The organism is Sporofaciens sp. St.21A7, assembly GCF_059728535.1.
This window is the reverse complement of record NZ_BAAGFN010000001.1, coordinates 2,124,915-2,147,762: the sequence shown is the minus strand read 5'-3', so window position 1 is coordinate 2,147,762 and position 22,848 is coordinate 2,124,915. Positions and strand designations below refer to the sequence as shown.

Annotated in this window: 17 protein-coding genes and 1 pseudogene; 3 read left to right on the top strand and 15 right to left on the bottom strand. The window is 49.4% G+C overall.

Translation table 11 applies throughout. From position 1 onward, the window contains the following. Window positions 1-61: 61 nt before the first annotated feature. The 15 genes and pseudogenes from AC6I3O_RS10595 to AC6I3O_RS10525 all read right to left on the bottom strand — a co-directional run. Window positions 62-1,042, bottom strand: a complete 981-nt coding sequence (locus tag AC6I3O_RS10595) for a DUF3991 domain-containing protein (RefSeq protein WP_497850845.1) — start codon at window positions 1,040-1,042, stop codon at window positions 62-64. A gap of 88 nt (window positions 1,043-1,130) precedes the next feature. Further along, the gene (locus tag AC6I3O_RS10590) at window positions 1,131-1,766 is read right to left on the bottom strand and encodes a hypothetical protein (protein ID WP_497850844.1); all 636 of its coding nucleotides are present in this window, start codon (window positions 1,764-1,766) and stop codon (window positions 1,131-1,133) included. Window positions 1,767-1,787: 21 nt separating this feature from the next. Next, window positions 1,788-2,501 (bottom strand): hypothetical protein, encoded by a 714-nt coding sequence (locus AC6I3O_RS10585; protein ID WP_497850843.1) that lies wholly within the window; start codon window positions 2,499-2,501, stop codon window positions 1,788-1,790. A gap of 142 nt (window positions 2,502-2,643) precedes the next feature. Continuing rightward, window positions 2,644-2,973, bottom strand: coding sequence for a DUF6664 family protein (locus AC6I3O_RS10580; RefSeq protein ID WP_497850842.1), 330 nt, complete (start codon window positions 2,971-2,973; stop codon window positions 2,644-2,646). A gap of 77 nt (window positions 2,974-3,050) precedes the next feature. Continuing rightward, window positions 3,051-9,197, bottom strand: a complete 6,147-nt coding sequence (locus tag AC6I3O_RS10575; protein ID WP_497853450.1) for a helicase-like domain-containing protein — start codon at window positions 9,195-9,197, stop codon at window positions 3,051-3,053. 821 nt (window positions 9,198-10,018) lie between these two features. After that, window positions 10,019-10,372, bottom strand: a complete 354-nt coding sequence (locus tag AC6I3O_RS10570; RefSeq protein WP_497850841.1) for a TnpV protein — start codon at window positions 10,370-10,372, stop codon at window positions 10,019-10,021. Between the two features lie 882 nt (window positions 10,373-11,254). Then, the gene (locus AC6I3O_RS10565; protein WP_479914698.1) at window positions 11,255-11,461 is read right to left on the bottom strand and encodes a hypothetical protein; all 207 of its coding nucleotides are present in this window, start codon (window positions 11,459-11,461) and stop codon (window positions 11,255-11,257) included. 13 nt (window positions 11,462-11,474) lie between these two features. After that, complete coding sequence (locus AC6I3O_RS10560; protein ID WP_497850840.1) at window positions 11,475-12,173, bottom strand: hypothetical protein; 699 nt, start codon at window positions 12,171-12,173, stop codon at window positions 11,475-11,477. Continuing rightward, the gene (locus AC6I3O_RS10555) at window positions 12,173-12,775 is read right to left on the bottom strand and encodes a hypothetical protein (protein WP_497850839.1); all 603 of its coding nucleotides are present in this window, start codon (window positions 12,773-12,775) and stop codon (window positions 12,173-12,175) included. Before AC6I3O_RS10555 ends, AC6I3O_RS10560 begins: the two co-directional genes overlap by 1 nt. Then, the gene (locus AC6I3O_RS10550; protein WP_497850838.1) at window positions 12,768-12,941 is read right to left on the bottom strand and encodes a hypothetical protein; all 174 of its coding nucleotides are present in this window, start codon (window positions 12,939-12,941) and stop codon (window positions 12,768-12,770) included. Before AC6I3O_RS10550 ends, AC6I3O_RS10555 begins: the two co-directional genes overlap by 8 nt. Beyond that, the gene (locus AC6I3O_RS10545; RefSeq protein ID WP_497850837.1) at window positions 12,925-13,200 is read right to left on the bottom strand and encodes a hypothetical protein; all 276 of its coding nucleotides are present in this window, start codon (window positions 13,198-13,200) and stop codon (window positions 12,925-12,927) included. Before AC6I3O_RS10545 ends, AC6I3O_RS10550 begins: the two co-directional genes overlap by 17 nt. Before the next feature lie 14 nt (window positions 13,201-13,214). Further along, entirely contained in the window at window positions 13,215-13,520 is a 306-nt protein-coding gene (locus AC6I3O_RS10540; RefSeq protein ID WP_497850836.1) for a hypothetical protein, read from the bottom strand. Window positions 13,521-13,738: 218 nt separating this feature from the next. Beyond that, entirely contained in the window at window positions 13,739-17,881 is a 4,143-nt protein-coding gene (locus AC6I3O_RS10535) for a SpaA isopeptide-forming pilin-related protein (RefSeq protein WP_497850835.1), read from the bottom strand. A gap of 201 nt (window positions 17,882-18,082) precedes the next feature. Then, window positions 18,083-19,051: a ParB/RepB/Spo0J family partition protein gene (locus AC6I3O_RS10530; protein ID WP_497850834.1), complete on the bottom strand. Its 969-nt coding sequence runs from the start codon at window positions 19,049-19,051 to the stop codon at window positions 18,083-18,085. Beyond that, a pseudogene (locus AC6I3O_RS10525) lies at window positions 18,975-19,412 on the bottom strand (ParA family protein); the annotation flags it as partial. The gene AC6I3O_RS10530 and the pseudogene AC6I3O_RS10525, both read right to left, overlap by 77 nt. Before the next feature lie 129 nt (window positions 19,413-19,541). On the opposite strand from AC6I3O_RS10525, the gene AC6I3O_RS10520 reads away from it, so the two are divergent. The 3 genes from AC6I3O_RS10520 to AC6I3O_RS10510 are packed head-to-tail and all read left to right on the top strand — an operon-like array spanning window position 19,542 to window position 22,747. Beyond that, window positions 19,542-20,768, top strand: a complete 1,227-nt coding sequence (locus AC6I3O_RS10520) for a site-specific integrase (RefSeq protein WP_289227658.1) — start codon at window positions 19,542-19,544, stop codon at window positions 20,766-20,768. Next, window positions 20,761-21,747: a tyrosine-type recombinase/integrase gene (locus AC6I3O_RS10515; RefSeq protein ID WP_162208674.1), complete on the top strand. Its 987-nt coding sequence runs from the start codon at window positions 20,761-20,763 to the stop codon at window positions 21,745-21,747. Before AC6I3O_RS10520 ends, AC6I3O_RS10515 begins: the two co-directional genes overlap by 8 nt. Then, window positions 21,740-22,747: a site-specific integrase gene (locus AC6I3O_RS10510; protein ID WP_497850676.1), complete on the top strand. Its 1,008-nt coding sequence runs from the start codon at window positions 21,740-21,742 to the stop codon at window positions 22,745-22,747. The genes AC6I3O_RS10515 and AC6I3O_RS10510 overlap by 8 nt, the downstream gene beginning before the upstream one ends. The last annotated feature ends 101 nt before the right edge of the window (window positions 22,748-22,848 follow it).

The window sequence follows — 22,848 nt, the reverse complement described above, 5'->3', positions numbered from 1 at the left end:
ACTTTCGTTCTTGAATTTTGTGGTGGTTTCTGTGCTGCAAGGGGATAAATCTCTCACGCAATCAGCGGGCATCCCTCCTTTCACTGTGGGGGTTTTGCCTTGCAATCCCCAGATAGGACATTAAAAAATCGTTGACATCCTTGCCGACTGGCGGCGGGGCGTCAACGATTTTATAGTCTTTCTGCAACAGTTCTTTGAGGGCGGCGGTACAAAGCCTGCCTGTCCTGTCGTTATCCAAGTGCAGGATAACGGTCTTGATTTGCGGATTTTTTTGCAGGTAGGTGGACAGGGCAATGGGAATTTTGCTCTCAGAGAGTTCCTTTTTGGGCTGATACACGCCCGACAAAGAGAGCAGGTTTGCCGCCCTATAATCCTTTCCCTCGCATTTGAGGTAGGTGGCGTAGGACAGCAAATCAATGGCGGCTTCAAATAGATGCACCTTGTCTGTCGGCTCTCTTGCCAGAAGTCGGAACGAATACCGCTTGTCGCTGCCCGATGCGTCCTGTCTGAAAGAACTGCCGAGCGTACTCCTGAGAGCCGCATATTTTGGCTTTCCGCTTTCGTCCTTACCCACAAAGACGGCGTTATGGTACGGTCTGCTCTCAAAGATAATGCCCTCTGCGATACAGTCCTGTATGAGCTGATAGTCAATGCCACGCCCGAAAAGGTACTCTGTCACCTTATCGCAGTCTGCATTTTTCTCTGGCAGGAGCAGCACTTTCGGCTCGTCCTTTTTCACGGCAGGGGGCGGCGGTTTCCAGTCGCCCATGTCCCCCGTGAGGGTCTGCACGGCTTCTACGAAGCCAAGCTCTCTGACTTTCATCAGATAATCAAGGGCGGAATAGCCGCCGATGCCCCTTGACCACCAGTACCATTTGCCGTTGGAAATCTTCAAGCTGTCGTGTTCCCTTGTGCAGTAGACATTGCCTGCCACACGCTTTAGGTTGCTCGGCTCGTACCGTTGCAGGTAGGATAGCAGGTCGATTTGCCGTGCCTGTTCAATCACGGCGGGGTCAAACTGAACATAGCCGTTACTTCCCATTCAAATAAAATCACCTCCAGAAATAGATTTAGCCGAGGGGCTTATCGTGAGATAAACCTCTCGGCTATGTAGATTCAACGTCCGTTATTTACTTTAATCTTATTTGCTTTTCAATCTTTTCTTCAACCTTTTCTTTTTTCAGCATGTCATAAGACTGCTTCAAATTGTCAATGGCTTTCTGTAATTCTTCCCGATGATGTTTTTCATCCACCGTTTTTTGTGCTTCTTCAATCGTTAGTCTGAAATCTTGCGATGCTTTATGCATATTCTTTAATAGAATTTGATATTGGTACATCTTAAACAATAGCTCTTGATAACGTAAAACATAATCTCCAAGAAGAATAGCAACTTTACCATTAAATATGTATTTGATTTTAGTGGAAGCATCTTTTACCATTTCCATTTTAACTAAGAATTCTTTATGATAAGGTTGCTCTAACGGATGGGCTATTACATCAGTGATTTTTTCTAAATAGGTATTGTTCGTCATCTGTGCAAAGATAAAGTCCATCGCAAGTACAGGCTCATCCTCTTTATTTATCAAAAGAATCTGATTGGTTTCATGTAGCTGCATCAGACCTTTTGCTATAAGATAATGCTCAATACGTTTATCAAATAAATGCTGCTTATTACTCAGCTTAATCTGCTGTTTCGTCTGTACTAAAGCAATAACAGCTACAACGGCAGTAATTACAGAAAACCAGAAATTCCAATCTATTAGCATATCAACATCAACCTCCTACAATTATTTGCCCAGAAGTTCTTTCGCAATTTTTAAATTTAAGAATTGCTCTTTTGCTTCTTTTGCCATATCAAATTTTTTGTCCCATGCTTCACGAATTTTTGATTTTGACAATACCTCCTCAAGCGAATAATCATCAAAATATTCAATGTGTTCAGAAGTATAATATTTTTTGCAGTAATGAGCATAAAGGGCAATTATAGCGGATTTGCATTCATCTGGTTCAATTTCAGTGTCATTCTTTTTAAGTATCCGCTCTAAGTCATAGGATAAATAGTGTAAGTCTGGCGGATAATCATAATACACAATTTCGCCCTCATACTCCATTGGAACAGGTTTTACATCAATGTTGTGTTCTTTTAATTTATACTCAAAATACGAAAACAAAATATCCGCATTAACACAAGTATCATTATACAAACTGACTTCCTCATATGTCGATAAAAGAGAGACTAACTTCTTTGTTTCATTTTTGCTCATATATCTCGTGCTATATTCTTTGGAAATCGCACATAGTGTATCGTAATTTTTTCTTGAATATCCATTAGCTAATAGTCTAATAATCGGATGGATAACAGCCATTTTAAGATTGTTCCTATTCCCCTTTTGATAATATAGTGCCGAAATAATCAATGATATTATCCCAGAAAGCACAACTGTTATAAGTGTAAAGAAATTTGAATACCAATTTGAAACAAACCAATCTATAAAACGCATATATCTCACCTCGTCCTTTTTACTTGATATCTAAATCAGTAGCCTCAATTATACTATAGCTACATGATTTTTTCTACCCCTCGACTATGTAAAAGACGGCATCAGCTTCACGCCAACGCCGTCCTTTTTCTCGGTCAGTCCGTCATAAAATCCCTGCTTTTTTCAGATAGCCTACGCTGTCATAGCAGCCACGGAAGTACACCGCCTGCATCTCCATGTCCGTGAGCTTATTCTTCAGCTCCATTACCTCAATGAGAGCCGCACATTCTTTCTCGGTCAGCTCGCTTTCCGTTTCGCTGTCAAACACAGCTAAAACCTTGGGATATTCCTCATAAATGGCTTCAATCTTTTCTTGCAGGGCTTTGTATTCCTCGTCCTCTTTCGACAGTTTGGCAACGACAGAGCTTAGATATTCGTTGAAGATATTGCCGTGAACATCTACAAAAGTTTCAAATCTGAACGCATCAGACATTTTCCTCACCTCCGATTTTTCTTATCGTCATATATTATACTGCCCAGATTTCAGCAATACAAATGTGCAAATGGGCTTTAACGCTCCCTGTCCTGTGTTCTTTTTTCGGGCTGTTCGTTTTCCTGCTCTGGCTCGGTATCCATAACAGGGGTGTCTTTCTCGTCTAAATTCAGCTCAATATTGAGGGCGTTCAGCCTGTCGTTTTTTTCTTTCAGCTCATCTTCAAAGGCAAAGGGCTTTAATACTTCGGTCTTTGCGTTGGCAAGCTGCTCCAAGGTTTCCGCCTTTCGGGTCTTGGCGGCTTCCAGTCTGGCAGGGATTTTTCCAATCTCGTTTTCAATACGGGTCAGATTTCCCAGAGCATCAGAGCCTAAATCAACCTTGTGCTTTGCCTTTCCGCAGAGGTTAAGGCAGTAATGGGTATTGAAGCTGTCGTAATAAACCTCCATCTTGAAACCTCGGTAGCTGCCGATTTCCACGGGATTTGACAGCGGATTTTCCTTGCAGACCGCAAGGAGCATTTCGCCTGCGTCTGCTTTCTCGGTATAGGTCACGCCCTTTAAGGTCATGGGGCAGAACTTATCCTCGCCCTGCGGCTTGTGCTGTTCGGCAAGAGCGGTATCGCTTTCATAGCTGACGATACGTTCCTCAAGCTCCTTTATCTCCCTCGGAAAGTGTTTCAGTATCCTGTCCTCAAGGTCGTAATGTTCGGAGAGGTAGCTCTGCTTCAATACTTTCAGCTTTGCCACCTGCATATCCAAGTCCATTTTTTCCTTGAAACGCTCATCGCCCGTGGCAAGCATCTTCACCTCCGCAAAGGAAAGAGCCACCTCGTCCACATCCTCGGCGGAACGCACGGGGCTTTTGCTCGTCATTATCTGGGAGATAAATTTCTGCTTCGATTCCACAAGCTGATAGAGGTAGGCATCAAAGGTCTGCTCCGTCACATAGCGGTAAACCTCCACCTCTGGGAACATATTGCCTTGGCGTTCAATCCTGCCTTGCCGCTGTTCCAAATCTGAGGGTCGCCAAGGGCAGTCGAGATTATGAATTGCCACAAGCCTGTCCTGCACATTCGTACCTGCACCCATCTTTGGCGTAGAGCCTAAGAGGACACGCACCTCGCCGCTCCGTACCTTGCCGAACAGCTCCTTTTTCTGTGCATCGGTGGTCGCTTCGTGGATAAATCGCACCTGCTCGGCGGGAACGCCACGGGCAATTAGCTTTTCTCGGATGTCATCGTACACATTGAAAGAGCCGTCATTTTTCGGTGTGCTGAGGTCGCAGAACAGAAGCTGCGTTGCCTTGGTGTCGGCGTGTTCCTCCCAGATGCGGTACACATTATCCACGCAGGCGTTGACCTTACTGGTAGGGTCGTCTGGCAGCATGGGGTCAATCAGCCTCTGGTCGAGGGCAAGTTTCCGTCCGTCATTGGTGATTTTGAGCATATTGTCGATGTTCGGCTCGACAAGCCTTGCCCGCACTTTCTCGGCTCTTTTGGCAAGTCCCGCCACCATATCGGTCTGGATTTCACTCGGTTTGGTCTTGATATTGTGGTAGTTGACCTTGGGGACGGGAAGCTTTAGCATATCGGCGGTCTGAATATCCGCCACCTCCCGAAACATCTGCATCAGCTCTGGCAGGTTGTGGAACTTGGCAAACCTCGTCTTTGCCCGATAGCTTGAGCCTTCGGGTGCAAGCTCCAGAGCCGTGACCGTTTCTCCAAAGGTGGAAGCCCATGCGTCAAAATGCTGCAAACCGTTCTGTGCAAGGGTGTCATACTGCAAGTACCTCTGGACGGAGTACAGCTCTACCATTGAGTTGCTCACGGGCGTTCCTGTGGCGAAAACCGTGCCACGGTTGCCCGTTATCTCATCCAGATAGCGGCATTTCATAAACAGGTCGGAGCTTTTCTGGGCTTCGGTCTGGGCGATGCCGCCCACATTCCGCATCTTGGTGTAGAGGTACAGGTTCTTGTAAAAATGGCTCTCATCTATAAAGAGCCTGTCAACGCCTAACTGCTCAAAATTTATCACCGTGTCCTTTCTTTTCGTGTCGTTGAGCTTCTTTAACTTGGCTTCAATGCCTTTCCTCGTTTTCATGAGCTGCTTGACCGTAAACTGCTCGCCGTGGGATTTTTGTATCTCGTCAATGCCCATCTCTATATCGTTGAGCTGCCGTTCTAACTGCTCCCTCTGGCGTTCCTCGCTCATCTGGATTTTCTCGAATTGAGAGTGTCCGATGATGACCGCATCATAATCGCCCGTGGCAATCCTGCCGCAGAACTTCTTGCGGTTGGCGGTTTCAAAATCCTGCTTGGTGGTGACGAGGATATTGGCACTCGGATAGAGCCGCAGGTACTCGGAAGCCCATTGCCCTACAAGGTGATTTGGTACGACAAACATGGATTTCTGGCAAAGCCCCAACCGCTTGCTTTCCTGTGCGGCGGCTACCATTTCAAAGGTTTTTCCCGCCCCTACCTTGTGGGCAAGGAGCGTATTGCCGCCGTAAAGGATATGGGCGATGGCGTTGACTTGGTGGGGTCTTAGGGTAATCTCTGGGCTTATGCCGCCGAAAGTGATATGCCGCCCGTCATACTCACGGGGTCTTTTGCTGTTAAAGGTGTCGTTGTAATAGCGGACAAGGCGGTTTCTGCGTTCTGGGTCTTTCCAAATCCAGTCCTGGAACGCCTGCTTGATGACTTCCTGCTTTGCCTGTGCCGCCGTGGTTTCCTTGTGGTTGAATACCGCTTTTTTGTTGCCGTGTTCGTCATAAACATAGTCAAAAATGCGGGTATCCTTTAGGTTTAGGGTGTCCTCGATGATGCGGTAGGCACTTGCCCTTTTCGTACCGTAGGTGCTGTCCGCCTTGACATTATCGAAGTCGGAAGTCTTGTTCTCAATAAACCAGTCGCCGTTATATGGGGTGTAGCGTACCTTGATACGCCCTGCGGCATGGCTTGACGGCGTTAAAAGCTCCATCACGAACTGCTGGATATCGGACTCTGGTATCCAAGTCGTACCCAGACGGACGGCGATTTCCGCTGCGGAGAGGTCTTTCGGGATGACCTGCTTCAAGGCTTCCACATTAAGTGTTAGGGCAGGGTCGGACTTCGCCGCAATCTCCGCAACTTTCAGCTTCTCCCGCACATCGCCCGACAGATATTCGTCTGTGGCGGCGTACCGTGCAGGCTCGGTATTCGGCACACGGAAGATAACACCCTGCAATTCCGTGACGATTTCCTCCTGCGTTTTTCCCGTGAGCTTCGCCATATAGTCAAGGTCAACACGGGCTTTTTCCCCGATGGAGAGTGCAAGGGCTTCGCTTGCCGTTTCCACGGAAGTGATTTCACGGTGGGACTTTATCGTCCGCTTGGTAAACATATCCGCCTTGCGTTTGAAATTGCCCTCGTCATCAAGCACCTCCAAAGAACACAAAAGGAAGTAGCTCTCATCGGCGGCAAAGGCAAGATAATTCCCTCGGCTGTTGATTAGCCCGTATTTCTTGGTGAACGCATCGTAGAGCCGATTAAGGTTTTCCTGCTCGGTGCTTATCACTTCTTCGGGGTAGTCATTGGTCTGGTACTTGATAAGGCTGCGTACACTGTCCCGTATCTCAAGCAGCCCTTTGACACGGTTTTCCGCCGTCATGGAGAGCGTGGCGGGGGTCATGCGGTCATTCTCTCGGAAGTAAATCTGACCGTTTACCAGAGTATAAGAGAAGTTCCGCACATTCGGGTCGGCGGGGATGGAGTTGTCCTGCTCATCGGAAATCTGGTCGATTTCGCTTTCGTACTCTGGTATCTCGCCGTTTATCCGCTGCATGGCTTCATGCAGAAGCTCGGAAAGGGGTCTTTCCTTATCTGCTTTGCAGGCAGGCTCTAACTTCCCGAAGCGGGTGCTTTCGTTCACCATACGCCCAAGCACCATCTCTGGATGCTGCACAAAATAGCTGTTCATGGTGATGCCGTTCTCGTCCGTGTCAAGATATATCCAGTCTGGCTCTGCATCTATCATTCGGTCACGCTTCTGTAAAATCAGAATGTCGCTTGTGACCTCCGTGCCGGCATTGGCACGGAAAGTGTTGTCTGGAAGCCTTACCGCACCCAACAGCTCGGCTCTCTGGGCGATATACCGCCGCACCTCTGGGCTTGCCTTATCCATCGTACCCTTGGAAGTGACGAACATCACCACGCCGCCTGTGCGTACCTTATCCAGAGCTTTTGCAAAGAAATAATCGTGGATAAGGAACTTCTGAGCGTTGTAGCGGCTGTCATCTACCTTAAATTCCCCAAACGGCACATTGCCAAGCACCACATCAAAGTGGTTGTCGGGCAGCTTGGTGTCCTCAAATCCCTCCACGGCGATTTTCGCTTTCTGGTAAAGCTGCTTTGCGATTTCACCTGTCAGCGGGTCGATTTCCACGCCGTGGAGCTTAGAGCCTGCCATGTTTTCGGGCAGAAGCCCGAAGAAATTGCCCGTGCCGCAGGACGGCTCCAAAATATTCCCCTGTGAAAAGCCCAGACGGTCAAGGGCTTCATACATTGCCTTGATGACAACGGGCGGCGTATAGAACGCCGTCAGGGTGGATTCCTTTGCCGCACGGTATTCCTCTGGGGACAGGCTCGCATACAGCTCCTTAAATTCCTCCGCCCATGCAGCGTTGTTCTCGTCAAACGCCATAGACAGACCGCCCCAACCGACATACTTCGCAAGGGTTTCCTGTTCTTCGGGAGTGGCAAGGCGGTTTTCAAGCTGAAGCTCGTGCAGGAGATTGACCGCCGCCATGTTGTTCCGAAACTTTTCCTTTGCACCGCCAACGCCTAAAGCGTCATCGGTGATATGGTAATTGCGGCGGTTATCGGAGTAGGCGGGGACAGAGGGCTTTGCGGGAGCTTCTGCTTTTTCTTCGGGTGGTAATTCCTTTTCTGCCTGCTCCAAGAGCCTGCGGACATAGCCGATTTTCTCCACTCGGTTTATCGGGAAGCCCACATTGTTCTGGAAAGTGATGTCACGCATGGAAACATCGCCGCTGATTTCACCGATGCTCTCAATGAGATAGCGGCGGTTGTCTATAGTAATTTCTGTGCCGATAAGGTCTGAATTGTCCTGTTTTGCAGGCTCGGACGGGGCAGATATTACACCCTGCTTTACACGCTCCGCATAAAGCCATTCCTCGGCTTCTTTATCTGCAACGGCTTTTCTGGCTTTCAAAAGCCCTGCTTCGGCTTCTTCCTCCGTGGGATAGGTCAATATCTTACCGTAATCATCGGTGTAATACTCGTCACGGATATTGTCCCAGATGGCAAAGGCGTCCTCTGGGTCTGGAAACGCATCGGAAGTCATAATGACCTCAAAGCGTTCCTCTGGCGGCTCGGTTTCGTACTGTGCCGCAATCTTTTCCGCATAGGCAAGCATTTCATCGACAGCGGAGTTTCCATCGGCGGGAGTTTGTTTATCAGAATTTTCTTCAGCGGCTTTTGTTTCTTCGGGCTGTGGCTTGTCCTCGGCTTTCCTGTTCCAGTCGGCTTCGGTAGCCATTATTTCTGCAAGGAGCTTCTCGTCCTCTGGGGTCAGCTCGGTGTGCTGCTCCAGAAAAGGAAGGAACACATCACGTCCGAAACGCAAAGTTTCCATCTGCTCTCGGTAGTAATCCTCGCCCTGCCGTTTCCATTCTGGGATAAAGGGGCAATTCGGGGAGAGGGAGTAGTCATAAAAGTTTTTGATATGGGCAATCAAGTCGCCCTCGCCGTCCCCGATGTCAAAGCGTCCCTCGTAGTGGAAGTCCTCGCCGCCCACAACAGCGGTAATTTCAAAGTCGGTCTTTTTGTACCATCCCACGCCCTTGCTCTTATCCAGTCTTTCACGGTGCTGCTTTTCGTCCAGAACGCCGAGCAGCTTATTCCCAAGGGCAAAGCTCAAATCGGTAAAGCGGTCATTGAGCTGCCTGTCGTAAAAAGCGGGATGCTCGGAGAAGCCGATGGAAAAAGTGATGCTGTCTGGTTTTTCCTCGGCGGGTGCTTCTGTTTCCTTTTTTTCGGCGGTTTCCTGCTTCTCGGTGATGACGGTTTTCAGATGGTCGTTGGCGGGATTTTCACGGAGCTTTTCTTCAAAGTCGGTACGGCTCAGTTCCCTGCCGAACAGGGGAAATTCCACATTCCGCAGGGATACGGTGTTCTCGTTAAAATCAGAAATCTCATATTTGTCCGCACCGATATACACCATATCGCCCTCGTGGTAGAGGTAGCAAAGAGGGTAAAGCTCCGTAAGCTCCTGCGAAAACCGCCACGCATTGCTGCGGCTGTAAACGCTTGTAGTCTGCCCCTGCACCAGTTTAAGGAAATCAAGGAACTGCTGCACGGTTGCAGGGTCGGAAAAAGCCTGCTCCATCTGCTCGGCGGTCATATCGGCAAAGTCGGTACGCCCTACCTTTTCAAGCAGGTCTTTTTCGTAGCCGTCCAAGTCACGAATGAAGTCGGAGAGCCGCAGAGAGAGCGTATCCCTTTTGTCGGCAGGGGGCATCTCCCTGTGGGCTTCGATAAACCTCTGGCGTGACAGCTTCTTCTGGGTGTCAATTTCATACTGTGGGGCAGATACGCCCTCCAGAAAATCGGCATAACGGTCTTTCTCTTTCGGGTTGAGATAGCTGTTGTCCTTGATAAGCTCCCGCAGGCGTTTCTCTGCCTTAGACCAAGTTAAAACCAGCTCACGGTCTATGGAGAAGCCTTTGCCGTTAACCTCAAAGTGACCGCTTCTCCCGTCTGAAAAATAGTAGCTGCCGCTTCCTGTGCCGTATTCCCGTTTCAAAAAGGCGATGTTGCTTTTGCTGTCCTCATTCTTCCAAAACTGGCGGTAGATACGGTATTTGCCGTTTTCCACGCCGCTGCCTTTTGTAAGGATAGCGTCAATATCTTCCTGCGAAACGGAAAAAGCAGAGGATTTTCCGTCCTCTGCTTCAACCATCATTTCAATCTGTTCATCTACGGTGGGGAGATTCGCCCTTACTTCTTCCTCGGTGGCAATACTGAGCTGTCCGCCGCCCTCGGTTAGCTGTAAATCAGCTCGGTCAGTATCACTTCCTCCGCCTGGCTGCGGATGGCGTTCATTGCCTGCACCCACTGCATCGGCGCTTTCTCTTTCAGTTCCTCCGTCACGCCCTGTTCCTTGGCGAGCTGCTTCGTCAGAAGCTCCAACCTCTGTAACGCCGCCTGCTCGGTCTGGTGCAGGTGTGCGTTCAGCCCGCCCGATGTCAGCAGGTTGAGGTAAGTCACCCTCTTGTGCTTCTCCAGATAATCCCTGTGCATCTGTGCGTATCTGCCAAGCGGAAGCTCTGGCTCTGTCGGTAATGTGAGGTTGGGTATAAGATAATCGCCCTGTTTGGTGTAAGTGATTTCGCTCATTGTTTTCGCTCCTTTCGGGTTGTGTCCTGCCACTATCATAGCGGCTTTGGGGTTTCGGTGCAAAGGTGCGGTTTTGCCCTTTCTCCGCCATTTGCACATTTCGGATGGAAAGGGAGATTTCCCTTAGTGCCATTTCCGCAATATCGCTCGTGGCGATGCCGATGGCGTTAAGGGTCTGGGGCGTGTTGAAATTGACAACAGCCCCGAAGTCCTCACGCTCAAAATACTCTGCTGCATCTATACCGCATCGGGTCATCAGCATATATGCCACACTGTTTGCGGCAAGCTCACGGTACATGACTTCGATGTTAAAATCGTCAAGCCCCTCTAAAAAGCTGTCCTTGATACAGTCCTTGAGCTGTGCCGTGTAGTCCTGCAAATTGTCCTCAACGGCGTTCCTTGCCGTTTCCATCAGCACCTCGGCAAGCCCGTCACTTTCTACCTCGCCAAACCTGTCGGAGAGCCGTTCAATGACTGCCTGCTCGTACCGCTCATTCATCTGCCATATCGGGACGGGGCGGCTGCCATAATAGCCCTCATGGGTATCCGACACATCAAAATAGTATTTGAGGGTGTTCCTGCGTCCTTTCGTGTCAAACACGGCGATGCCCTTGCTGTCCTTGTTTACCCAACGCTTAAACAGCTTGTTCCACACCTCTATGGTGGTAACGGCAACTGCATCGGGGCGTTGGGCGTAAATCAAGAGCTGCTCGTCAAAGCGGCACTTGTAATTGCGGCAGGCAGAGGATAAAAAGCCCTGCCAAGCCTGCGGGTTTCTCGTCACCGTTCTGCCTGTACGCTGGTACAGCTCGGTCATTAGCTGATACTTAGCAGCCATTTTCACACCTCCTTATCGTGAAATTTTTTGCCTGTTTCTGTTCTTCATTCCGCACCACCGCCCAAAAAGGAGATGACCTTGTTTGCCTTGATGCTCTTTTGCAGGTCATTGATGAGCGTAATATCCGCCACCGTGATGCCCTGCATGGAGAGAATGTCGTCCATCGTCATGGCGGCGATGGCTTTTTCCTCGGTAAAGCCTGCGTCCAAAATCTTGTTCAAGACCTTGACGGCTTTCTGGTTTACTGCCAATCTAAAAACCTCCTTATCGTTCATGGTCTTTGTGTTTCGCCGCTTTTTGGGCGGACGGCAGCTCTTGGGGTTTCGGTTCAAAGCTGTGTCCGTTCATCTTCATTTTCTCCGCAAATTCGCAGATGTGGTAAAGATTACTGCCCACCTCGGTGTGGTACTCGTCAATGAAACGGCAGGTCTTTTCCGCCTTTTCTCCCCACGCATAATGGATAATGATTTTCCCGCCGTCTGGGATGCGGAACTTCTCATTATAATGAGGGTCGATAAAGCGGATGCCCTGCTCGGCTTTCTGGATATGCCCGTCAAGCCAGTCTTTCACATAACAGTAGCAGTAAAAGTTATAGTCGCCCTTTGTGGGGGTGCAGCGGAGCAGAAAAGCGTGTTTTTCCGTATCCACACGGAAACCGTACTCGGTGCAGTAGTTCCCCGTAAAGGCGGCATCGGGATTTGCCCTCGCAAACGCCGCCATGTCACGGCGATTATGCAGAAGCCCCTTGCACTCACGGAGCGTATTGATAACCTCGTCAAGCTCCGCCTTGAACTCGTCCGTTTTCCACTTGTCCCAATGGTCGTCCCATGTGGTATAAAAGCCGTTCCCAGAGCTGTCAAAATCGCCACGCAGATGCCCGATGCAGCCCGTCTGTCCCGCAATCTGCGTACTCTGGGAATAGGTGTATTTCTGTTCGGGCTGTGATAAAGCTCGTACCTCCATCAGCGTTCCTCCCTGTCCTTTGCTTTTTTCTCTTTCTCCTGTGCCTTGATTTTGGCAAGGGCTTCCTTTGCCCATTCGGGCGTACATTCGGGCTTGATTTCCCCAAGGACATCGTACCTTTCCCACCTGCGATGCTCGCCCGTGGCAAGGCAGGTGCCAAACACCGCCTGACCTCTGCCGCCAGTCGCACCGTTTCCGCCGTCCGCCAGTACAAGCTGATAGGCGGGATGCTGATATTCATAGCGTTTCGGCTCGGCATTGATAACCACAACTTTGCCGACAATGCTTTTCCCCTTATCATCGGGGATACAGTCTTTCACGGTGAAAACAGTCTTGTCAAAGGGATATTTTGCAAGCTCGGCTCTGGAAAGCTCCACCTGTGCCTGTACTCGGTCAAGGAATACCTGCATGGCTTCCAGATAATCGTCTGAGCCAACAGCTTCCGTTGCCCACGGAACGCCCAGAGGGTTATCGTAGGTGCAGTAGCACACCATAAAGGGGTACTGTTCCTTTTTGTCCACGCCCAAGATGACCTCTTTATCCCCAAGGTGGATGCTGTGTTCCACCTCATAAGAGCCAATCATTCTTTTTTCCTCACTCATTCGGATGCTCCTTTCTCTGCTTTTTTTCTCTCTGCTCGTCTAAAATCTTACGGATACAGACATCGCAGAAAATAATGTGCCTGTCCTTATATCGGGGGTAAGGGCAGGTCGTACAGTCATATTTTTTGGGGCTGCTTTCCGCAGCCTTTTTATCGCTCACGGTCATCGCCGTTTCTCTGCTTCGGGGCAGGGAGATTGTTGTAGGGCATACGGCACTCCCTTTGGTATCTCTCGCTGAGATTTTCCCTTGCCGCTTCGACGGTATTGCAGTAAGTCCCCCAGAAATAGTTGTCGCCGCCCTTGCAGTACCAACACACATAGGGGTTGGGGGCTTTGGGGTTATGCCCGATGACAAGCTCCGTACTCCCGATAGTACAGCCCTCTATGATTTCATAGCCGCCATTGGAGCGTTTTTCTTCCTCCATAATCAGACCTCCGTTCAATCGCTTTTTGCATACTTACGGTATGCCTTTTCCCCTCTGGCTCGGAGCTTCTGCACGGGGCGGCTTCCCGCAAGTTCGGGGTGCTTCTCCTGCAATCTGCGCCGTGTCCTGCTGACGCTCTCGAAGCTCGGCAGACCGAGGGATTTGTGCTGCGTCATTATCTCGGCAAGCGGCATCGCCCCTGCGTCATCCAGACAGAGGTTACAGAGAACAAGGTACAGCACCATGTCATCGTTTCGGGCATCCGCATTCTTTTTCAGAATGGTTTTCACCTTGCTTTCGATGGTCTTGAGATTCTTCATTGCGTACCTCCATAAAGGGGTGGGGGCGGCTGTTGGAAGCCGCCCCGTCCCTGCAAACTTGGGTTACTTATTCTTTCTGTGGCGGATGTTGAGCCACAAGGCTCCGCCGCCGATAAATGCCACAAGCACGATGGCGATAATGGTCTTTGCGTCCATTCTCATAAAACCTCCTTTCCGATTTCTGACCGCAGGGGATTACTTGTCCCGTGGTTCGGTCATCAGTCCTCTTTTTTCTTCTTTCCCTTAATCCCAAGAAATCCCAGAACGCCTGCGCCGATAGTAAATGCTGCCGCAAGGCTCACCCAGAGGGCAGGGTTGAAGTCATCGCCCGTTTTCGGGGTGTCCCTCAGCTCGTTGTGCATCTGGACGATGGTGGTCGCCCCCGTCTGCACGGTAGCCTGCTTGTCGGCGGGCAGGATATAGCCTGCGGAAGCCTTGTCGTTCACCTCGGAAACGGTGTATTCGCCAATCCTCAGATTTTCAATGAGGATTTCACCGTTCCTGTCGGTGGTAAAGGTCTGGTCGTAGTTCACGCCCGTGATGCGGAAAGAGAATCCATCCACCTTGCCGTCCGAGGATGTCTTGACGATTTTGAGGTTCCCTTTCTGGGCTTCATTCAAGAACCCCTTGCCCGCCTCGTTCTCCACGGTGTAGGTCTTGCCGTTTTCCTCGATGGATACGGGGTAGACATTTTCATCAAGGATATATCCAGTCGGGGCGGTTTTTTCACGGACAAGGTACTTGCCGTAGCGGAGTTCTTTCATCTGGTAGATGCCGCCCTCCATCTCGGTCATCGTGCCGAGCAGCACATCGTCCTTATCCAGTTTGCCGTCACCGTTGGTATCGGAGTAGACCTCGAATACCGCCCCCGTGAGCTTGTTGTCGGGGTAGTCCTTATCCACTTTTGTGAGGGAGATGCTGCCACGGATGAAGTAGTTCACAAGCTCCACCTCAACAGCTTCGTCCACCTCACCGATTGTCACGGCGATTTCTTCCTCGGACAGTACATATCCTTTCGGGCTTTCAATTTCACGGATTACCCATGTGCCGTAAGGCACTTTTGCAAAAGAAAAACTACCGTCCTCTGCGGATACGGTAGTCGCAATCGCTGATTCCTTGGTAAATTCAGTCGTGCCAGTCTTGAAGATGCCGATTGTCGCACCGCCCAGAGCCTTGCCGTCCTCGTCTGATTTCTTTCCGCTGACAGAGCCGTAAATCAATTTATTTTCAATGGCGTTGCCGTCATTGGCAGAGATGTGGACGGCTGCGGTGTCCTGCCCTGCATACGCAAAGACAACAGGGTACTTGGTGTCGCTTGTGAGATAGGCGGCGTTGGTGCTGATTTCCTGCACATAGTAGCTGCCAAGGGGTAGGTCGATGACTGACTTCCCGTGACCGTTCTCGTCAAGGGAAAGTACCTCAAGCAGGCTGTCGGCAGGGATTTCCGTACCGTCTGCGGCGGTCAGCCCCTCTGCCGTGTAGAGACCGAAGCTCACATCTCGGATTTCGCCGTTCCTCCCCACGCCGTAGGATTCATCTGTCTCAAGGCTCTTTACAAGGTCAATCTCCACACGCTGACGCTCGTTATAGAAGTCTGTGGCGGTTTCGGTGACGGCGATTTCCTGTCCTGCATAGACAAGCTCAACGGCGTGTACTTCGCTATTCAATACCATGCCATAAGGTGCAGTGACTTCCTTTACTTCGTATTTCCCAAGGTAAAGCTCCCTGGACTTCGCCGTACCGTCCACACCTGTGGTAACGGTATCAACCACTTCGCCCTTGGACGCTCGGAGAGTGCCGTCCAGAGTGATGATGTCCTCGGCGGCGGTAATCTCATAGACCGCACCCTCAAGAGCTGCCACGGAGAAAATCGGCTGATACAGCCCTTTTGTACCAGATACGGTGCTGAATACCTCGCCAGACTTCCCTACGGTGATTGTGCCTTTCTGTGCAGTGTTGGAGCGCACCACCTCGATGACGGTGATGCCGCTTTCTTCCTCGGAGTTCTCCTGCACCACGTCAAAATAGACTGGCTCGGAGTTTAAGACATAGCCGTAAGGAGCCTGCACTTCCACAAGAGAATAGCCCGTGCCGTATTCGAGGGTCTGGGGCGTGATGAGGTCGCCGTCCGCCGTGGTGTAAAAAGTGTCGATGGTGGTCACTTCGGGATAGGTGAATGTCATAGTGACAAGCCCGCCGTTGGGGTCGTAAATCTGAAAGCCCACGCCTGCGTAGGGGATGGCGTTGCCCGTCTCCGCATCTTTCTTCACCACCTTGATATAGCTCTCAAAATTGGCATTGTTGATAAGGTAGCGGTAGGTCTGACCGTCCTTATTGATGAACACATCAAAGGGCTTCATCAGCTCACGCCCCTCCCATCCAGAGGTCTGCTTTACGGTGTAGATGCCGTAGGGCATGTCCTTGGTCTGGGCGAAGCCGTTCTCATCGCAGGTGAGGATGTCACGCTCGGTTTCCTTGGCAGCTTCATAACTGCCTGTGGATTTGAGGTAGACTTCAAATACGGCTCCCGTTTCGGGCGTTTCAATCTGGGTCTCGCCGTTGTCGGTGTGCTTAATGATGGCGATGTTCCCTTTGATGACCTGCTCGTTTACATCATTCTTTGCGGAATTGTATTCCACGGTGTAAAGCTCGGCTTCTGCACCTACATGGTGGATTGTACCGTCCAGAAGATAGCCCTCGGATGGGGAAATCTCACGGATGCTCCAGTCATTGCCGCAGACATAATACTTGGTGGTGAACTGACCGTTTTCATCGGTGGTGTAAGTGTCAATCAGTTCCTCGCCCTTATAGATGCCGTAGACCGCACCTGCAAGGGAAGCGTCCCCCTGCGGCTTTCCTGTCTCCACGTCCGTCTTTGTCACGGTGACGTTGAACTTCTTCAGCACGTTCACGAAGCTGCGGCTTGTGACCTTTTTCCATTCAATCGGGGCGGTCTGGGTCGCAGGCACGACATATCGGGTGGCGGTGTCCACTTCCTCCAGTACATAGGGCATATCGCCGCTGATAAGCACGTTCTCAAACCTTGCCACGCCGTCTGCGTTGGTGACGGCATACTCATCCACGGGCAGACCGCTTAGGGACGTGCCGAAAAGGTGGAACCTCATGCCCTCCACGATGCCGTCCTCGGAAGTCTTTACCACCTCCAGACTGCCACGCTTCAAGACATTGTTGAAGTTCACGGTGGTCGTTCTGCCGCCGATAAGGGTCACAGTCTGGGTCTGCTGCGGCTCATAGCGGTCAATGCTCTGCTCGGTGATGGTGTAGGTGGCGGGGAACAGCCCCTCCACGGTGAGGTTGCCGTCTGCATCGGTCTTTACGGTCTTGTCGAAGCCGTCACCCTTGATGTGGAAAGAGATGCCTGCCACAACGCCGTCCTCGGAAGTCTTTCTGAGGGCAATCGTGCCGGTGGGCGTCTCGATGTTGAGATACGCCCTCACACCACCTACATTTTCCACGCCTGTCACCACGTCCTGCAGGTTCGGGTCGCCGTAGGCAATCATCTTCGCCCCGCTGTCTACCGTGGGTACGCCGTCCTTGGTGGCGGTGATGCGTACCGTGCCGCCGATGGCTCTGGTGGAGCTGATGGTCAGCGTGTTCCCAAACCTTGTGACGCTCACGCTGGCATCGGAGCTTGCAAAGCTGAAATCGGAGAGTACGCCGTTGCTGTCATTGAGGGTAAGGGTGTACTTCCCGTCCTTGTAGGCAAGCTCCCTCGTGATGTCGTTCTCACCGCCCGACATAAAACTGGGGATAGTGTTATGGTTCGCCATGAGGGACACAATCTGGTCGTAGGCAGCCCTCGCCCCGTCATTGGCGTAATTGGAGCCGAAGTGCAGGCTGTAGATGGTGCTGCTCGTCTGGTGGTAGGAGCCAGTGGATTCACGGCATCCCGTGACGAACTCCCACACGAGGGTCTGGGTGGCGAGCCATTTCTCGTCATCGCTCCCCGTGAGGTTATTGCGGTTGCCCTGGTATCCGTAGAGCAGGGCAAGCCCCACGGCTTTCCTCTGGCTGTCCGAGAGGGCGTTCCATGCGTCCGAGGAAGCCCGTCTTAGGGCGTTGCCCGTCTTTAACGGTGCGCCGGGCTGGATGCAGAACGCCGTCTCGCCGTCCACCGACATGCGGTACTTGTACTTGCCCGTGCCGCCTGCGGTGTAGCCGCCGATACTGGCACTGGAATTGTAACGCATGGCGTTCCCGCCGCTGTCATAGGTCATGGAAAAGGAAATCATGCCGATGTCGCCTGCTGCAAACGCCGTGGATGCGGGCATGACGGACAACGCCGTGACCGCAGCCATGACAAAAGCCGCAGCCTTTCTGAAAAATTTAGGGATTCTCATAGTTACCTCCTGTAATCTGGATTGTTGTTTGCCCGACTGACCGAAAAAAAGCTGCCCGACTGGACAGCTTAAATAAATCTCTTTTTCTCGGATAGTCTTGGCAGTATCAAGGGGGAGAGGTGTGGAGAGGGGGAAAGCCGATTCCGTTGCTATCCACCCATGCCGCAAAAGGGCAGACTTCGCCCTCGGTGTGCGGCTGTCCTACCTTTCCCTGTCTTTGCTCCGCTGCAAATGGCGGTTGTAGAACTCCAACGCCTTGACAACGAAGTCCGTTTCCTGCCCTCTGGGGATGGACTTGGGGATGAGCTTGGTTATCCTCTCGTCCTTGAAAGCGGGCTTTTCTTTCTGGTTGGGCTTTTCCTCCTGCATGATGCTCTGGATAACCTCGTCCGTGAGCTTGCCGTCCTGCATGAACTTTTTCATCTTGATAGCCTGTGCAAGTGAGGGCGTGGCATCGTTGTACTCCATCGCTTCAAGCAGGGTGTACTGCTGTCCCTCGGTGAGATAGGATAGTTCCACCGCAGGGCGGAAAGCAATCTGGCGTTCATCTACCATTTGCAGGATTTCGGGGACAAGTTCGGTTAGGCGGATATACCGCTGAATTTGATTGCGGCTTTCCCCTACCTTTTCAGCAAGTTCGGCATCACTCCGTAAATGTGTCCCCAATGGGGACGAATTATCTTTCGGGGGTCTGCCTGCCTGTCGCTTCATGGCTTCAAGCCGCATCTTGTACGCAAAGGCTTTCTCGCTCGGCAGGATGGTGGTACGTTGGAGATTGCTTTCCACCATGACGATAATCGCTTCGTCACGGGTCAGCTCCTTAACCTCGCATTTGAGCGTTTCAAGCCCTGCAAGCTCGCAAGCCTTTTTCCGCCTGTGACCGCTGATAAGCTCATACCGCCCGTCCTCTTTCAGACGGACAGTAGCAGGTGTCATCACGCCGCTCCGCTTGATGCTATCGACAAGCTGCTCCATGTCCTCGTCCATTAAGACCTTGAACGGGTGGTCTGGAAACTCGTCAATCTCCGCAAGGGGAATGTCCCTTATCTTGCTTAATGCTGCTTCTGCACGGCTTTCATCTGTTTCGAAGATGTCATCGTATGCGGTCAGCTCGATTCCTGTTCTTTTGCCTTTCGCCAAGCTCTGCCACCTCCTTTCCGAACTGCTCATAAGCTGCGGCTACCTTGCCGCCTTTGTCGTAGGCAAAAATGCTTTTTCCCTCTGCGGTGGCTTCCACGGCACGGATGGAATGGGGTATCTGGGTATCGAATACCTTGATTTTCTGCCCGTAGACATTCCTCACCGTGGCGGTGATTTCCTTGGAGATGTTCGTGCGGGGCATTACCATCGTCATAAGGATGCCGTCAATCCGCAGAGGGGGATTGATTTGCCGTCTGACTTTCGACACGGAGCGAAGCAACAGCTCTAAGCCTTTGGCAGAAAGATAGTGGGGCTGTGTGGGGATAACCACGCTGTCAGCCGCCGCCAGTGCGTTGATGGTGAGCATACCAAGGCTCGGCATACAGTCTAATGCGGAGTTAAATATTATGCAGAGTAACTATCTGCAATCATTAATAAAACCTATGATTTTCTTTCTGTTTACTCAGCATAATATTCCATATAGAATACCTCTTACAAATCACAGAAAGGGGGTTCCTATATGGAGCAACACGAGGTAACTATTGAAGAATTAGTAAATGGGCTGATGGATCACCTTAAGCTCATTGGCTACAAAGAAAGTACCCGGGAAAGATACTTGGCTTATTATAAAGTCTTTATCAAGTACTGCAGAAAGAAGGAGATTGATTATTTTTCACTTGATCTTGGAAAGCAGTTTCTGTTAGAACATCACAAGCATAAGTGGGTTGATTTTGAAAATCTGACAATGGCTGAGAATTATCTCCAGCGTCACATATGGATGTTGTACGAATTTCAATTGTACGGTGAAATCCGCCAGAAAAAACGACTTTCAAAAGACATGAGACTTGAATATTTTGAGGGTGTTTTAGATGGCTACATTGCACATGAAACAGAAAGAGGACTTAAGGATACAACCTTAAAGGGCAAGGAATTTTCTGCGAGAAAAGTATTTAAGTATTTCGAAAGCATCGGGATAAAAAATACCAGCGACATACGGTCCGAGCATGCATATGGATTTTTGGCAAGCAGATCCTACTACTCTATAACGACAAAAGAGGCTTATCAGTATTTGCTTAGGAGCCTTCTCGCTTATATGAGCCAAAAGGAACTGTGCAGTAAGGATTTAGCTCAGATGTTTCCGGTTATTTCAATTCACACCAAGAATTCATATCCTTCGTATTTCACGCCGGAATGTATAACAAAACTGCTTCAAAGCATCGATACCGAAACGTTGTATGGGAAAAGAGATTACCTGATTCTCCTCTTGGCAGCAACCCTTGGAATGAGGTGTATCGATATATGCCGGCTTACTCTGGATGACATTGATTGGAAAAGGAAAACTATTGGTTTTGTACAGTCTAAAACCGGTGAATATGTTTCATTACCCATTAGTGATGAATTGCTTATGGCTCTTATCGATTATATAAAAAACGCACGTCCCGAATGTGATTATAGAGAAGTATTGGTCAGCAACCGGGCGCCTGTGAAACCCTTTGAACACAGAAATTTCCATGAAATGCTGCAAAAATATTTTAAGCGTGCAGAAATTACTTTTAAAGAGGACCAGAAGCATGGGATGCATTCCATGCGTTCTTCTTTAGCAAGCAACATGCTTAGAAGTGAGGTCCCTATTCCTGTGATCTCAAATGTATTAGGGCATAAATATACAGATACGACAGGGATATATATCAAAATCGATTTAGAAGGACTAAGAAAAGTCGCATTGGAGGTGCCGAGGTATGAGTGAAAAAGAGATGGCTGGATTCGATGGTTTATATGGAGATACGTGTATCGCCTTTATAGAATACAGACGAAGCCTTGGATATAAATACGAGGGAAGAATCGTCCGTGCAATCAGGGAATTGAACCGATATCTGAATGAGCATGCCGCAGATGACACTATAAATCTGACAAAAGAATTGGTTCTTGGATTTGCTGCTAAGAGAGAAGGTGAACAGCCTATGACTCAAATGCGTAGAGAAGCACTGATAAGGCAGCTTGCAACATATCTGAACAGCATTGGTGTTCCTACATATGTTCTTCCGGAACATCAGCATGAAAGGTGTTCATTTGTTCCATATATTTTCACAAGGGAACAGATTTGCAGTCTGTTAAAGGCGGCAGACAGCCTTCCGTATGCTTATCGTTCGCCTAATATGTACAATGTTTACCCTTTCCTCCTCAGACTGCTCTATTGCTGCGGTTTGAGAATATCTGAGGCCTTATCCCTGAAGATATCTGATATAGATTTTACAGATAAAGTGATTACGGTAAGACAGTCAAAATACAATAACACACGCTTAGTGCCTATGTCGGAGTCCCTGTTCGCATGCTTAAGGAACTATATGAACGCGGTCAGATACTCGGAAAATGATACCGGTCTTCTATTCAGAAACCGATGGGGTAAGGCTTACCGGCCGAACTCTATACTTCAGAAGTATAAGAAGCTGCTTGAAGAAGCCGGTATTCCATGTACGGCAAGCGGAAAGCTTCCCCGTCTGCACGACTTAAGGCACACATTTGCAGTTCATGCACTTGAGGGAATGGCTGCCCAAGGAATTGATATGTATGTTTCCATACCATATCTTGAGGAATACATGGGGCATAGAAATATCAACTGCACAGAGAAATACCTCCGCTTAACAGCAGACTCCTATGATCGGATAATTGATGCACTCACACCATTATACAATGACATGATCAAGGGAGGGGATGCAGATGAGTAAAAAATATTTATCGGATTATCTTACTGACTATCTCACGAGATACCTTCCTCTGCAGATAGGAGCAAGCCCCAACACTATCAGGTCATACAGAGATGCCTTTATTGTATTTTTGCGGTACTGTCGTGATGAATTAAAGATTAAACCAGAGAAGTTAACAATGGATCAGATTTCAAGAAAAATGGTTGAAGTCTATTTGTTATGGCTGGAAGAAAACAAAGGCTGTGCTGTTAGTACAAGGAATCATAGACTTACAGTCATTCATGCATTGATGAGATATATCGCGGTAGAAGATCCCCGGTACATGTCCAAATGTCAGGAAATACTCGGAATAGACTTTAAGAAATGCGCCAAAAGAGAAGTTGAATATCTAACTGTCGATGAATTGAAAATCATTTTTGAACAGCCTGACAGTAAAAGAAAAAATGGCCAAAGAGATCTTACCATGCTTTCACTTTTATATGATTCCGGGGCAAGAGTCCAGGAACTTGTAGATTTAAAACTGAAAGACATCCGCTTTACAAAACCTGCAACTGTTACGCTTACAGGAAAAGGAAACAAGGCAAGAATCGTGCCATTGATGCCGGATACGGGAGCGCTGATAGAAAAGTATACAAGTAACTATGGCATCACAGTGCCGGATCAGTACCTGTTTGTGAATAAAATGAAACAGAAACTGACGAGATCCGGAGTCGAATATGTGATATCGAAATATGTGGCAAAGGCTCAGGTTAGTCACCCTGAAATAGCCATCTTAAATGTGACACCTCATATTTTTCGCCGCAGTAAAGCGATGCATTTGGTGCAGGCAAATGTAAATCTGATTTATATCCGCGATTTCTTGGGGCACGAATCAGTCAAAACAACAGAAATATATGCGAAAGCTGATTCTGCCGCAAAAAGAGAAGCTCTTGAAAAGGCAAGCGAAAAAATCATTCCAGAAAGCCGATACAAAGATAAAAAGAGAGAAGAACTCCTTGATTGGTTAAAGGAAATGATTTAAAGAGATCAACAGAATGGAGAATTATTATGCAGAGTATAATACGACACAATCACAGCGAAATGAATGAATTCAGCGGTTTACTCCGCATAATAATTTACTCC

Bases quoted from the DNA above. Each gene is read 5' to 3' on its own strand.
- AC6I3O_RS10510 (WP_497850676.1), top strand. From the start codon at position 21,740: ATGAGTAAAAAATATTTATCGGATTATCTTACTGACTATCTCACGAGA.
- AC6I3O_RS10545 (WP_497850837.1), bottom strand. From the start codon at position 13,200: ATGGAGGAAGAAAAACGCTCCAATGGCGGCTATGAAATCATAGAGGGC.
- AC6I3O_RS10515 (WP_162208674.1), top strand. From the start codon at position 20,761: ATGAGTGAAAAAGAGATGGCTGGATTCGATGGTTTATATGGAGATACG.
- AC6I3O_RS10560 (WP_497850840.1), bottom strand. From the start codon at position 12,173: ATGGAGGTACGAGCTTTATCACAGCCCGAACAGAAATACACCTATTCC.
- AC6I3O_RS10570 (WP_497850841.1), bottom strand. From the start codon at position 10,372: ATGAGCGAAATCACTTACACCAAACAGGGCGATTATCTTATACCCAAC.
- AC6I3O_RS10580 (WP_497850842.1), bottom strand. From the start codon at position 2,973: ATGTCTGATGCGTTCAGATTTGAAACTTTTGTAGATGTTCACGGCAAT.
- AC6I3O_RS10540 (WP_497850836.1), bottom strand. From the start codon at position 13,520: ATGAAGAATCTCAAGACCATCGAAAGCAAGGTGAAAACCATTCTGAAA.
- AC6I3O_RS10575 (WP_497853450.1), bottom strand. From the start codon at position 9,197: ATGGTGTATATCGGTGCGGACAAATATGAGATTTCTGATTTTAACGAG.
- AC6I3O_RS10550 (WP_497850838.1), bottom strand. From the start codon at position 12,941: ATGACCGTGAGCGATAAAAAGGCTGCGGAAAGCAGCCCCAAAAAATAT.
- AC6I3O_RS10535 (WP_497850835.1), bottom strand. From the start codon at position 17,881: ATGAGAATCCCTAAATTTTTCAGAAAGGCTGCGGCTTTTGTCATGGCT.
- AC6I3O_RS10530 (WP_497850834.1), bottom strand. From the start codon at position 19,051: ATGAGCAGTTCGGAAAGGAGGTGGCAGAGCTTGGCGAAAGGCAAAAGA.
- AC6I3O_RS10585 (WP_497850843.1), bottom strand. From the start codon at position 2,501: ATGCGTTTTATAGATTGGTTTGTTTCAAATTGGTATTCAAATTTCTTT.
- AC6I3O_RS10555 (WP_497850839.1), bottom strand. From the start codon at position 12,775: ATGAGTGAGGAAAAAAGAATGATTGGCTCTTATGAGGTGGAACACAGC.
- AC6I3O_RS10520 (WP_289227658.1), top strand. From the start codon at position 19,542: ATGGAGCAACACGAGGTAACTATTGAAGAATTAGTAAATGGGCTGATG.
- AC6I3O_RS10595 (WP_497850845.1), bottom strand. From the start codon at position 1,042: ATGGGAAGTAACGGCTATGTTCAGTTTGACCCCGCCGTGATTGAACAG.
- AC6I3O_RS10590 (WP_497850844.1), bottom strand. From the start codon at position 1,766: ATGCTAATAGATTGGAATTTCTGGTTTTCTGTAATTACTGCCGTTGTA.